Below are 11,130 nucleotides of genomic sequence, written 5' to 3'. Positions count from 1 at the left end.
TAAGGTTTTACTGAGAAGGATAAGGTCATGCGCCATCGTAAGAGTGGTCGTCAACTGAACCGCAACAGCAGCCATCGCCAGGCTATGTTCCGCAACATGGCAGGTTCACTGGTTCGTCATGAGATCATCAAGACGACCCTGCCTAAAGCGAAAGAGCTGCGTCGCGTAGTTGAGCCGCTGATTACTCTTGCCAAGACTGACAGCGTTGCTAATCGTCGTCTGGCATTCGCCCGTACTCGTGATAACGAGATCGTGGCAAAACTGTTTAACGAACTGGGCCCGCGTTTCGCGAGCCGTGCCGGTGGTTACACTCGCATTCTGAAGTGTGGTTTCCGTGCAGGCGACAACGCGCCGATGGCTTACATCGAGCTGGTTGATCGTTCAGAGAAAGCAGAAGCTGCTGCAGAGTAATCTGCAGTAACGTAAAAAAACCCGCTTCGGCGGGTTTTTTTATATCCGCGATACCCCCACTTCTCTACAATGTCTGTATCAATTCTGTTCATCCCCTGGAGCTGGTAATGTGGTTGCTCGACCAGTGGGCAGAACGCTATATTCGCGATGCCCAAAGAAAAGGTGAATTCGACGATCTCCCGGGTAGCGGCGAACCCCTTGTGCTTGACGATGATTCTCACATCGCGCCTGAACTGCGTGCTGGATACCGTTTACTGAAAAATGCCGGCTGTCTCCCTCCTGAGCTCGAACAGCGCAGAGAGGCTGTAGAACTGGCCGATCTTCTCAACGGGATCCGGCATGACGATCCGCGATACTCTGAACTTAGTCGCCGCCTCACCCTGCTTGAACTCAAGCTGCGCCAGGCTGGGATGAACACTGATTTTCTTCGCGGTGAATACGGTGAAAGATTGATGCAGAAAATAAACGAGGAGTAGTTATGTACCGTATCGGTGAACTTGCGAAGCTTGCGAACGTCACGCCGGATACCATCCGATATTACGAAAAGCAGCAGATGATCGATCATGAAGTTCGTACAGAAGGAGGCTTCCGCCTTTATACCGATAACGATCTGCAGCGACTGCGGTTTATTCGTTATGCGCGTCAGCTCGGCTTCACGCTGGATTCGATCCGTGAGTTATTATCGATCCGCATCGATCCGGAGCATCACACCTGCCAGGAATCTAAAAGCATTGTGCAGGCCCGGCTGGATGAAGTTGAAGCACGCATTCAGGAATTGCAAACCATGCAGCGCTCTCTGCAAAGGCTGAATGATGCCTGCTGCGGGACGGCCCACAGCAGTATTTACTGTTCAATTCTCGAAGCCCTTGAACAGGGAGCGAGTGGAGAAAAACAGGGCTGTTGATTTTTAGTTCATCCGGGTCTAGACTCCCGTCGTCATAAACCCTGCTCTGGAGACATTATGAGCCGCTATCAGCACACGAAAGGACAAATAAAGGACAATGCCATTGAGGCGTTACTTCACGACCCGTTATTCAGGCAGCGCGTTGAGAAGAATAAAAAAGGGAAAGGAAGTTATCTGCGTAAAGACAAACATGAAAAACGGGGTAACTGGGAGGCCAGTGGCAAGCAAGCGAATCGCTTATTTACCACTGGCCTTCCTGCTTTTATCTGTTGATTATACGCGGTTATTCTGCTCTTTTAACAGATCGCGGATCTCACTCAGCAGCACTTCTTCTTTCGTTGGTGCAGGTGCAGCAGCCGGCTCTTCTTTTTTACGGTTGAGCCTGTTGATCAGCTTGATAGCCATAAAAATGGCAAACGCGACAATCACAAAATCAAATACGTTCTGAATAAATACGCCGTAGTGCATTACTACTGCCGGAACATCACCCTGCGCTTCACGCAGCGTGAAAGCGAATTGTTTGAAATCGATGCCCCCGATTAAGAGCCCTAAAGGTGGCATGATAATGTCGGCCACTAATGATGAAACAATCTTGCCGAATGCTGCACCAATAATGACACCCACTGCCAAATCCACCACGTTCCCGCGCATCGCAAATTCGCGAAATTCTTTAATAAAACTCATTGTTCTCTCCTTGTGCCAGCTGACGAGTATAAGTTTAACAAATGATTAGCCAATTGCCATTCGGGATAATTAAACGTTATGAAAAATAAAAGGCACAGAAATGAAAAGGATAAAGTACGGGTGCTCTTACTCGAGCACCCAAATCTTTAAAGGAAGAATGGACTTGGCTGGAATAAACGTTCGACGTCGGTAATAAACTTTTTATCGGTAAGGAACATAATAACGTGATCGCCTTGCTCAATACGTAAATTGTCATTGGCAATCATGACGTCGTTCCCGCGCACAACGGCGCCGATAATCGTGCCTGGCGGCAGCTTAATTTCGTCGATCGACCGGCCCACGACGCGTGACGTGGTTTCATCTCCGTGAGCAACAGCTTCTATGGCTTCCGCTACGCCGCGGCGGAGCGATGACACACCGACAATATCCGCTTTACGAACATGGCTCAGGAGCGCGGAAATTGTCGCCTGCTGCGGCGAAATGGCAATATCAATGACGCTGCCCTGAACCAGATCGACATACGCCTTGCGCTGGATGAGCACCATGACCTTCTTTGCTCCCATACGCTTGGCGAGCATGGCGGACATTATATTCGCCTCGTCGTCGTTGGTGACGGCAATAAAGAGATCAACTTGATCAATATGCTCTTCAGACAGCAGCTCCTGATCCGACGCATCGCCATAAAATACGATCGTATTTTGCAGTTTTTCTGCCAGTTCTGCAGCACGCTGTTGATCGCGCTCGATCAACTTCACGCTGTAATCTTTTTCAAGCCGATGTGCCAGACCTGCACCAATATTGCCGCCGCCGACCAGCATAATGCGTTTATACGGTTTTTCGAGACGCTGAAGTTCACTCATCACCGCACGAATATGCTGTGAGGCAGCAATAAAGAAGACCTCATCACCTGCTTCGACAATCGTGGAACCTTGCGGGCGGATTGGCCTGTCGTGACGGAAGATGGCTGCGACGCGCGTATCGATATGCGGCATGTGCTCGCGCATGGTGGAAAGCGCATTACCGATCAATGGTCCGCCGTAATAGGCCTTAACCACTGCCAGGCTCACTTTACCCTCGGCAAAGTTCACCACCTGTAGGGCGCCCGGATATTCGATCAGGCGATAGATATTGTCGATAACCAGCTGTTCTGGCGCGATGAGATGGTCAATCGGGACCGCTTCAGAATTAAACAGTTTCTCAGCATCGCGAACATAGTCCGGAGAGCGAATACGCGCGATTCGGTTTGGCGTGTTGAAAAGCGAGTAGGCCACCTGACAGGCCACCATATTGGTTTCGTCAGAACTGGTTACCGCAACCAGCATGTCGGCATCGTCGGCACCCGCCTCACGAAGAACGCGTGGGTGCGAACCATGACCCTGCACCACGCGCAGGTCAAACTTGTCCTGTAAGACACGCAGACGATCGCCGTTGGTATCAACAATTGTGATGTCGTTGTTTTCGCCAACCAGGTTTTCCGCCAGCGTTCCGCCCACCTGTCCTGCACCCAGAATGATAATCTTCATATCTCGTGACCTGTTCTCAACATCACTCTTTGATTAGCTTAGCGTAAAAGAAGCCATCACCCTCTTCAGCACCCGGCAGGTTCTGCAGACCCGGGGATTCAGGCGTTCCCGTATCGCGCAGCGTGGCGTCCGGGGTACGTTTTAGGAAGGCCGCGATTTGCTGGCTGTTTTCTTCCGGCAGCACGGAGCAGGTTGCATAGACCAGCGTTCCGCCAGGTTTAAGATGTGGCCAAATGGCGTCGAGAATGTCGGATTGCAGTTGGGCAAGTTCCTTAATATCACGATCGCGGCGTAGCCACTTGATGTCCGGATGACGACGAATAACACCGGTTGCAGAGCAGGGAGCGTCCAGCAAAATGCGATCGAATTGTGTTTCACCACACCATTCTGCGGGTTTGCGTCCATCGCCTTGCTTAACCTGAGCCTTCATGCCAAGACGCTTAAGGTTGTCGTAGACGCGTGAGAGGCGCTGTTCATCGACGTCCACTGCCATTACGCTGGCCTGCGGAGCCACTTCAAGAATATGCGTCGTTTTGCCCCCAGGCGCGGCGCACAGATCGAGGATCTGCTCACCATTTTTGGGTTCAAGCCAGGTCATGCAGCCCTGAGCCGAGGCGTCCTGTACGGTTACCCAGCCTTCATCAAAACCGGGTAATGCATGCACCGGTGCCGGTGAGGCCAGGCGTACAGCATCTGGATAGGCGTCATGCGGGAATCCACTCATTCCAGCTTCTCCAAGCAATGCCAGCCATGCGTCACGGGTGTGGTGATTTCGATTCACGCGTAACCACATTGGCGGACGCTGGTTGTTGGCATCGGCAATTTCCTGCCACTGCTGAGGATAAGCTTTTTTCAGGCGCTTCAACAGCCAGTCCGGGTGCAGGAAACGTGCTTCGCTTTGGGCAAATTCAGCCAGAAGCTCTTCCTGCTGTCTCTGGAACTGACGCAGTACGCCGTTGATCAGCCCTTTCAGCTGAGGGCGTTTAATCGCAACGGCACCTTCCACCGTCTCAGCCAGCGCGGCATGAGGTGGGATGCGGGTATGAAGAAGCTGATAAAAGCCCACCATAATCAAATAGTGTACGGTGCGCTGCTTGCCTGTCATTGGGCGTGACATCAGCTTGTTAATCAACCACTCAAGCTGAGAAAGCGTGCGCAGAACGCCAAAACAGAGCTCCTGAAGCAGGGCTTTGTCTTTATCAGAGACTTTTTGTTGCAGAGGAGGCAGGACGTTACTTAATGACTGGCCCTGCTCGATAACCTGCTCAACGGCCTGAGCCGCCATACTGCGTAGATTTTGTTTTTTCATAACCGTAAAAATAAAAATGCCCGGAAACACCGGGCCTTAAGGATAAATTTGCTCAGGCAAGACGATTGCCCGGAATAAACCATTCGCGACGGGAATTTAACAGATCCTGGGCGCTCATGGCCTTCTTACCGGCCGGTTGTAGCGATTCAAGATTCAAGATCCCTTGCGCAGTCGCCACCTGGATCCCGTTCTTGTTGGCGTCAACAATCGTACCGGGTTCAGCGGTGGTAGTACCGCTAATGACGGAGGCTTTCCAGACTTTCACCGGCTGCTCATCAATCTCCAACCAGCTCATTGGCCACGGATTAAAAGCGCGAATGCAGCGTTCAAGTTGAGCGGCTGACAGGGACCAGTCGATCCGCGCTTCTTCTTTGCTCAGTTTTTCGGCATACGTCACCAGTGCCTCATCCTGAACTTCCGGTTTCGCCGTATTGTCAGCCAGCTGCTGGAGCGTCTCGATAAGCCCTTGTGGACCGAGGTCTGCCAGTTTGTCATACAGCGTGGCGCTGGTATCGTCTGACGTAATGGGACAGGCCAGTTTATACAGCATATCGCCGGTGTCTAAACCTACGTCCATCTTCATAATAGTAACGCCCGTTTCGGCATCACCTGCCCACAGCGAGCGTTGGATAGGTGCAGCACCACGCCAGCGCGGGAGCAGAGACCCATGCACGTTGATGCACCCCAGGCGAGGCATATCGAGCACAGCTTTCGGCAAAATTAAACCGTAAGCCACCACCACCATTACGTCGGCATTCAGGTCAGCAACCAGCTGCTGATTTTCCTGTGGGCGTAACGATACGGGCTGGAAAACGGGTAGCCCATGCTCTTCTGCCAGTACCTTTACTGGGCTCGGCATCAGTTTTTTACCGCGACCTGCAGGACGGTCCGGCTGGGTAAAGACGCCAACAACCTGGTGACCAGAAGATAACAGCGCGTCAAGATGACGCGCTGCAAAATCAGGAGTTCCCGCGAAGATAATTCGTAGTGTTTTAGACACGATGATCCTTGTATCCGGGGGGACGTTATGCGCGAGAACGCAAACGATCCAGTTTTTCTACTTTCTGACGAATACGCTGCTGTTTCAGCGGCGAGAGATAATCGATAAACAGTTTACCGACCAGGTGATCCATCTCATGCTGAATACAAATCGCCAGCAGGTCGTCTGCTTCCAGTTCGAACGGATTACCGTCACGATCCAGGGCGCGAATTTTCACTTTTTCGGCACGCGGCACTAAAGCACGCTGTTCAGGAATGGACAGACAGCCTTCCTCAATACCGGTTTCGCCACTCTTTTCGAGCAACTCAGGGTTGATCAGCACCAGGCGGCCATCGCGATTTTCAGAAACATCAATCACGATAATACGCTTGTGAATGTCCACCTGCGTCGCCGCCAGGCCAATGCCTTCTTCGGCGTACATGGTATCGAACATATCATCAACGATACGCTGGATTTCTGCATTCACTTCTTTGACCGGTTCAGCGACGATGCGAAGGCGCTCGTCCGGAATATGTAACACTTGCAAAACTGCCATAAATTTCCAGAGTCGTGTTCAGGAGTTGATAAGAATACTCTCTCTATTCTAGACAAATCCCCCATCGATTGACAGCATCAGTGACCAATCGCAATGATTGCGGAGGCCGCTTATGGCAGGGGAAAGGATGACGTCTACCGAGATATGGCTACGGCTAATACATACAGGGTCTCTATGTGGTGATGTAATGCTGGAAGCGGCTGCGCGACTGCAGAAGCAGGGAAACATCAATGCGCTCGTCGCCAGGAACGCCGGGCTGACAGCAAAGCAGGTTGAACGGTTCTTTGCGCCAGACGAGAGCGAGCTGGAACGTAGCCTGATGTGGCTTGAGCAGCCGGGAAATCACTTATTGACGGCCAACCATCCGCTTTATCCCCCTTTACTCCGAACGATTCCTGATTATCCCGGGGCATTATTCGTAAAAGGTAACCCTGAGGCGCTTAATACGGTTCAACTGGCGGTGGTAGGCAGTCGTGCGCCGTCATGGTACGGCGAGCGATGGGGGAAATTCCTGTGCGAACAATTGTCACAAAGCGGTTTCACGATCACCAGCGGGCTTGCCTGCGGTATTGACGGCGTTGCCCACGGCGCGGCGCTGTCAGTTAAAGGTCGAAGTGTAGCGGTGCTCGGGAACGGTCTTTTTAGTATTTATCCACGCCGACATCAGGCACTGGCGATGCGGCTTATTGAATCTGACGGCGCGATAGTGTCGGAGTTCCCGCTTTCCGCGCAGCCCAGGCCGGCAAACTTTCCGCGTCGTAATCGCATTATCAGCGGGCTTAGCAAAGGCGTGCTGGTCGTTGAAGCTGCGCGGAGAAGCGGTTCGCTGGTCACGGCGCGATGCGCGCTCGAACAAGGGCGAGAAGTCTTCGCCTTGCCTGGTCCGATAGGCAACCCCGGATGCGAGGGGCCCCACTGGCTGATTAAGCAAGGGGCAACACCGGTAACGGAAGTAGGGGATATTCTTGAAAATTTGCAATATGGGTTGCAATGGCTACAGGAAGATCCCGAAAAGCGACAATATTCATCAGATCAGGGAAAGGTGGCATTGCCATTTCCCAAGCTCCTGGCTAACGTAGGAGATGAGGTAACACCTGTTGACGTTGTCGCTGAACGTGCCGGCCAACCTGTGCCAGTAACGGTAGCACAGCTACTCGAACTGGAGTTAGCAGGGTGGATCGCAGCTGTACCCGGCGGCTATGTCCGATTAAGGAGGGCATGCCATGTTCGACGTACTGATGTATTTGTTTGAGACTTACATCCATAACGAAGCAGAAATGCGAGTGGATCAGGACAAATTAACACAGGATCTTACCGATGCGGGGTTTGAGCGGGAAGATATCTATAATGCGTTGATGTGGCTGGAAAAACTGGCTGATTATCAGGAAGGCCTCGCCGAACCGATGCAGCTTGCTTCTGACCCATTGTCAGTACGCATTTATACCGCAGAAGAGTGTGAAAGGCTGGACGCCAGCTGCCGGGGGTTCATCTTATTCCTTGAGCAGATTCAGGTGCTGAACCTCGAAACGAGAGAAATGGTGATAGAGCGCGTCATGGCGCTGGATACAGCAGAATTTGAACTGGAAGATCTCAAGTGGGTGATCCTGATGGTTCTGTTTAATATCCCGGGCTGTGAAAATGCCTATCAGCAAATGGAAGAATTACTCTTTGAAGTGAATGAAGGTATGCTGCACTAATTCAATGTGCAGCACCAAGAGTTGTTATGGCCAAATCAGCACTATTCACGGTGCATAAAAACGAGCCCTGCCCGCAGTGCGGGGCTGAACTTGTTATTCGGTCCGGGAAACACGGCCCGTTTCTCGGTTGTTCACACTATCCGGAATGTGATTATGTCCGTCCCCTGAAAAGCCAGGCGGATGGACATATCGTTAAAATTCTGGAGGGGCAGTTTTGTCCAGTCTGCGGTGGTGAATTAGCCCTGCGTCAGGGGCGTTTCGGCATGTTTATTGGATGTAGCCGCTACCCGGAATGCGAACATACGGAACAAATTGATAAGCCTGATGAAACGGCAATTGCGTGCCCTCAGTGTCAACGTGGTCAATTGGTACAGCGCCGCTCCCGTTATGGTAAGACCTTCCATTCGTGCGATCGCTATCCTGAATGCCAGTTCGTTATCAATTTTAAACCGGTAGCGGGAACCTGCCCTCATTGCAATTATCCGCTACTCATAGAGAAGAAAACCGCGCAAGGCATGAAACGCTTCTGCGCCAGTAAACAATGTGGAAAGCCGGTTACGGCGGATCAAAATAGTGAATAATAACCTGCCATCAGGCTCCATTGCGCATGCAGTGGACGTACTGAAAAATGAAGAAGTCATCGCCTATCCAACTGAAGCTGTTTTTGGGGTCGGTTGCGATCCTGACAGCGAGACGGCTGTGAGCCGTCTGCTTGCCTTAAAACAAAGACCTGTCGAGAAAGGGCTGATTTTGATCGCTGCGAATTACGAACAGCTTAAACCCTATATCGATGACTCCATGCTGACGCCGGCGCAGCGCGAGACTATCTTCTCCGCGTGGCCTGGACCGGTGACCTTCGTCTTCCCGGCGCAGCCGACAACGCCGCGCTGGTTAACCGGACGCTTTGATTCCCTCGCCGTTCGCGTAACTGACCATCCGCTGGTGGTTGAGCTTTGTCTGGCATTTGGTAAACCGCTGGTCTCAACCAGCGCCAACCTGACCGGATTGCCACCTTGTCGGTCAACCGAAGAAGTACTGGCGCAGTTCGGGAATGACTTCCCTGTTGCTGTCGGTGAAACGGGAGGGCGCCTGAATCCGTCTGAAATTCGCGACGCTTTGACCGGCGAACGTTTTCGCCAGGGGTAATCTCATGGAAACCTATGCTGTTTTTGGTAATCCGATTGCACACAGCAAGTCACCGTTGATCCATCAGCAATTTGCGAAGCAGCTGCAGATAAATCATCCCTATGGCCGCGTACTGGCACCGGTGGATGCATTTATTCCAACGCTGGAGGCTTTTTTCGCTGCGGGCGGTAAAGGCGCAAATGTGACGGTCCCTTTTAAAGAGGAAGCCTTCGAACGTGCGGATGAGCTAACCGAGCGCGCTTCACTGGCTGGTGCAGTCAATACCCTAAAACGGCTTGAGGATGGCCGCCTTTTGGGGGACAACACCGACGGAATTGGTTTACTTAGCGATCTGGAACGACTGTCGTTTATTAAGCCCGGATTCCGGGTCCTGCTGATTGGTGCGGGTGGCGCATCGCGGGGAGTACTGTTGCCTCTGCTTTCACTGGACTGCGCGGTGACCATTACCAACAGAACCTTTTCCCGCGCAGAAGCGCTAGCGGCGTTGTTTGCCCATACCGGTAGCGTGAGCGCGGTAGCGCTTGACGATCTTGCCGATCGTGAGTTCGATCTTGTCATCAACGCCACGTCCAGCGGCATTAATGGCGAGATCCCGGCAATTCCCGCTTCTCTGGTCAACGCACATATGTACTTCTATGACATGTTTTATCAGAAAGGGAAAACGCCTTTCCTTAACTGGTGCGAACAACACGGCGCGAAACAGTTAGCCGATGGGCTGGGAATGCTGGTGGGTCAGGCCGCGCATGCGGTGCTGCTCTGGCATGGCGTGTTGCCTGCGGTTGAACCTGTCATTGAAAAGTTAAAGCAGGAGCTGTCGGCGTGAACCAGGCTATTCATTTCCCGGACAGAGAGAACTGGGATGAGAGTAAACAAGCGGTCTGTTTTCCGGTGCTGGTGCAGGGGATGCAACTTACCTGTGCCATTCATGGGGAAACGCTGTTACGTCGTTTTGGCGGTTCAAACCCGATAGCGGTATTTTGCGAAAATCGCTGGGATCTGGAAGAGGAAGCCAGCGATTTAATCCGCGAACAACAGGAAGACGATCAGGGCTGGGTTTGGTTGTCCTGATCCAAATAGTCATTCTTCCAGTTAACGTAGTTGTTCGCCGAGTATTTTAACCCTTCGATCTCTGCCTCCTTCAGGGGGCGGATCTGTTTTACCGGGCTTCCCAGATAGAGATAGCCACTCTCCAGCCGTTTGTTCTGCGGGACCAGGCTACCGGCACCAATCATTACGTCATCTTCTACTATGACGCCATCCAGCAAAATCGACCCCATGCCAACAAGTACGCGATTTCCGATAGTGCAGCCGTGAAGCATCACTTTATGGCCGACGGTAACCTCTTCTCCAATAATGAGGGGATTGCCCTCCGGGTTATAGGAGGATTTGTGTGTGACATGCAGAACGCTACCGTCCTGAATATTGGTACGTGCACCAATCGACACATAGTTAACATCTCCCCTGATGGCGACGAGCGGCCAGATGCTGACGTCATCGGCCATTCGGACATCACCAATCACCACGCTGCTGGCATCGATCATCACGCGATCGCCTTTTTGGGGGAACAGATCTTTATAAGGACGTAATACTGCGGGCATATCTACCTCTAACAATGAGCGCTATACAGAAGACTTTGATCATAGTAATGGATCGAGGCAAGGCAAAATACGTCAATATTTAAGCAGATCGGGCGGGATTTCAGCGAAAAGCGCGGAAAATCAGCAGTCGGAAAAAAAGATCTAAAAAATACTTGTGCTAAAAAATGGGATCCCTATAATGCGCCTCCATCGACACGGCGGATGTGAATCACTTCACAAACAACCCGGTCGGTTGAAGAGAAAAAATCCTGAAATAACGGGTTGACTCTGAAAGAGGAAAGCGTAATATACGCCACCTCGCAACGGTGAGCGAAAGCCGCGTT

At 52.0% G+C, this 11,130-nt stretch carries 16 protein-coding genes; 10 read left to right on the top strand and 6 right to left on the bottom strand.

What is annotated here, in order from left to right; all coding sequences use genetic code 11:
- The first annotated feature begins 27 nt into the window (after positions 1-27).
- The 4 genes from rplQ to KIF87_RS22400 all read left to right on the top strand — a co-directional run bounded on the left by rplQ (position 28) and on the right by KIF87_RS22400 (position 1,588).
- On the top strand, positions 28-411 hold the full coding sequence (gene rplQ / locus KIF87_RS22415) for a 50S ribosomal protein L17 (protein ID WP_001216368.1): 384 nt from the start codon (positions 28-30) through the stop codon (positions 409-411).
- A 107-nt stretch (positions 412-518) separates the two neighbouring features.
- On the top strand, positions 519-887 hold the full coding sequence (locus KIF87_RS22410) for a DnaJ family domain-containing protein (protein ID WP_213330776.1): 369 nt from the start codon (positions 519-521) through the stop codon (positions 885-887).
- A 2-nt stretch (positions 888-889) separates the two neighbouring features.
- Positions 890-1,315: a Zn(2+)-responsive transcriptional regulator gene (zntR, locus tag KIF87_RS22405; RefSeq protein WP_023333666.1), complete on the top strand. Its 426-nt coding sequence runs from the start codon at positions 890-892 to the stop codon at positions 1,313-1,315.
- 57 nt (positions 1,316-1,372) lie between these two features.
- Positions 1,373-1,588, top strand: a complete 216-nt coding sequence (locus KIF87_RS22400) for an alternative ribosome-rescue factor A (RefSeq protein WP_023333665.1) — start codon at positions 1,373-1,375, stop codon at positions 1,586-1,588.
- On the opposite strand, the gene mscL is transcribed toward KIF87_RS22400, so the two are convergent.
- The 5 genes from mscL to def form a co-directional block, all read right to left on the bottom strand.
- Positions 1,589-1,999, bottom strand: a complete 411-nt coding sequence (mscL, locus tag KIF87_RS22395; RefSeq protein ID WP_023309449.1) for a large-conductance mechanosensitive channel protein MscL — start codon at positions 1,997-1,999, stop codon at positions 1,589-1,591.
- Positions 2,000-2,145: 146 nt separating this feature from the next.
- On the bottom strand, positions 2,146-3,522 hold the full coding sequence (gene trkA / locus KIF87_RS22390) for a Trk system potassium transporter TrkA (RefSeq protein ID WP_213330774.1): 1,377 nt from the start codon (positions 3,520-3,522) through the stop codon (positions 2,146-2,148).
- 22 nt (positions 3,523-3,544) lie between these two features.
- On the bottom strand, positions 3,545-4,831 hold the full coding sequence (gene rsmB, locus KIF87_RS22385) for a 16S rRNA (cytosine(967)-C(5))-methyltransferase RsmB (protein WP_213330772.1): 1,287 nt from the start codon (positions 4,829-4,831) through the stop codon (positions 3,545-3,547).
- Positions 4,832-4,883: 52 nt separating this feature from the next.
- A complete protein-coding gene (fmt, locus tag KIF87_RS22380) occupies positions 4,884-5,831 on the bottom strand; it encodes a methionyl-tRNA formyltransferase (protein WP_213330770.1) in 948 nt (315 codons plus the stop codon).
- A 25-nt stretch (positions 5,832-5,856) separates the two neighbouring features.
- Entirely contained in the window at positions 5,857-6,366 is a 510-nt protein-coding gene (def, locus tag KIF87_RS22375; RefSeq protein ID WP_008503479.1) for a peptide deformylase, read from the bottom strand.
- A gap of 127 nt (positions 6,367-6,493) precedes the next feature.
- On the opposite strand from def, the gene dprA reads away from it, so the two are divergent.
- The 6 genes from dprA to KIF87_RS22345 are packed head-to-tail and all read left to right on the top strand — an operon-like array spanning position 6,494 to position 10,277.
- On the top strand, positions 6,494-7,618 hold the full coding sequence (gene dprA / locus KIF87_RS22370; protein ID WP_213330768.1) for a DNA-protecting protein DprA: 1,125 nt from the start codon (positions 6,494-6,496) through the stop codon (positions 7,616-7,618).
- On the top strand, positions 7,590-8,063 hold the full coding sequence (smg, locus tag KIF87_RS22365; RefSeq protein ID WP_008503477.1) for a DUF494 family protein Smg: 474 nt from the start codon (positions 7,590-7,592) through the stop codon (positions 8,061-8,063). Before dprA ends, smg begins: the two co-directional genes overlap by 29 nt.
- 26 nt (positions 8,064-8,089) lie before the next feature.
- Positions 8,090-8,644, top strand: a complete 555-nt coding sequence (locus KIF87_RS22360) for a DNA topoisomerase family protein (RefSeq protein ID WP_032662341.1) — start codon at positions 8,090-8,092, stop codon at positions 8,642-8,644.
- Entirely contained in the window at positions 8,637-9,209 is a 573-nt protein-coding gene (tsaC, locus tag KIF87_RS22355) for an L-threonylcarbamoyladenylate synthase type 1 TsaC (RefSeq protein WP_029740644.1), read from the top strand. Before KIF87_RS22360 ends, tsaC begins: the two co-directional genes overlap by 8 nt.
- Positions 9,210-9,213: 4 nt before the next feature.
- On the top strand, positions 9,214-10,032 hold the full coding sequence (aroE, locus tag KIF87_RS22350) for a shikimate dehydrogenase (protein WP_159515033.1): 819 nt from the start codon (positions 9,214-9,216) through the stop codon (positions 10,030-10,032).
- Positions 10,029-10,277: a DUF1488 family protein gene (locus tag KIF87_RS22345; protein ID WP_213330766.1), complete on the top strand. Its 249-nt coding sequence runs from the start codon at positions 10,029-10,031 to the stop codon at positions 10,275-10,277. Before aroE ends, KIF87_RS22345 begins: the two co-directional genes overlap by 4 nt.
- On the opposite strand, the gene KIF87_RS22340 is transcribed toward KIF87_RS22345, so the two are convergent.
- The gene (locus tag KIF87_RS22340; protein ID WP_029740647.1) at positions 10,253-10,807 is read right to left on the bottom strand and encodes a gamma carbonic anhydrase family protein; all 555 of its coding nucleotides are present in this window, start codon (positions 10,805-10,807) and stop codon (positions 10,253-10,255) included. The two genes, KIF87_RS22345 and KIF87_RS22340, sit on opposite strands and share 25 nt — an antisense overlap.
- Positions 10,808-11,130: the final 323 nt, after the last annotated feature.

Source organism: Enterobacter sp. 120016, from assembly GCF_018383635.1.
In the GTDB taxonomy this organism is placed as follows: domain Bacteria; phylum Pseudomonadota; class Gammaproteobacteria; order Enterobacterales; family Enterobacteriaceae; genus Enterobacter; species Enterobacter asburiae_D.
The sequence above is the reverse complement of the archived record's forward strand: the minus strand, read 5'-3'. Positions and strand labels throughout refer to the sequence as shown.

Excerpts from the sequence above, each read along its gene's own strand:
- rplQ (WP_001216368.1), top strand. The coding sequence starts at position 28 with ATGCGCCATCGTAAGAGTGGTCGTCAACTGAACCGCAACAGCAGCCAT.
- KIF87_RS22410 (WP_213330776.1), top strand. The coding sequence starts at position 519 with ATGTGGTTGCTCGACCAGTGGGCAGAACGCTATATTCGCGATGCCCAA.
- zntR (WP_023333666.1), top strand. The coding sequence starts at position 890 with ATGTACCGTATCGGTGAACTTGCGAAGCTTGCGAACGTCACGCCGGAT.
- KIF87_RS22400 (WP_023333665.1), top strand. The coding sequence starts at position 1,373 with ATGAGCCGCTATCAGCACACGAAAGGACAAATAAAGGACAATGCCATT.
- mscL (WP_023309449.1), bottom strand. The coding sequence starts at position 1,999 with ATGAGTTTTATTAAAGAATTTCGCGAATTTGCGATGCGCGGGAACGTG.
- trkA (WP_213330774.1), bottom strand. The coding sequence starts at position 3,522 with ATGAAGATTATCATTCTGGGTGCAGGACAGGTGGGCGGAACGCTGGCG.
- rsmB (WP_213330772.1), bottom strand. The coding sequence starts at position 4,831 with ATGAAAAAACAAAATCTACGCAGTATGGCGGCTCAGGCCGTTGAGCAG.
- def (WP_008503479.1), bottom strand. The coding sequence starts at position 6,366 with ATGGCAGTTTTGCAAGTGTTACATATTCCGGACGAGCGCCTTCGCATC.
- dprA (WP_213330768.1), top strand. The coding sequence starts at position 6,494 with ATGACGTCTACCGAGATATGGCTACGGCTAATACATACAGGGTCTCTA.
- smg (WP_008503477.1), top strand. The coding sequence starts at position 7,590 with ATGTTCGACGTACTGATGTATTTGTTTGAGACTTACATCCATAACGAA.
- KIF87_RS22360 (WP_032662341.1), top strand. The coding sequence starts at position 8,090 with ATGGCCAAATCAGCACTATTCACGGTGCATAAAAACGAGCCCTGCCCG.
- aroE (WP_159515033.1), top strand. The coding sequence starts at position 9,214 with ATGGAAACCTATGCTGTTTTTGGTAATCCGATTGCACACAGCAAGTCA.
- KIF87_RS22340 (WP_029740647.1), bottom strand. The coding sequence starts at position 10,807 with ATGCCCGCAGTATTACGTCCTTATAAAGATCTGTTCCCCCAAAAAGGC.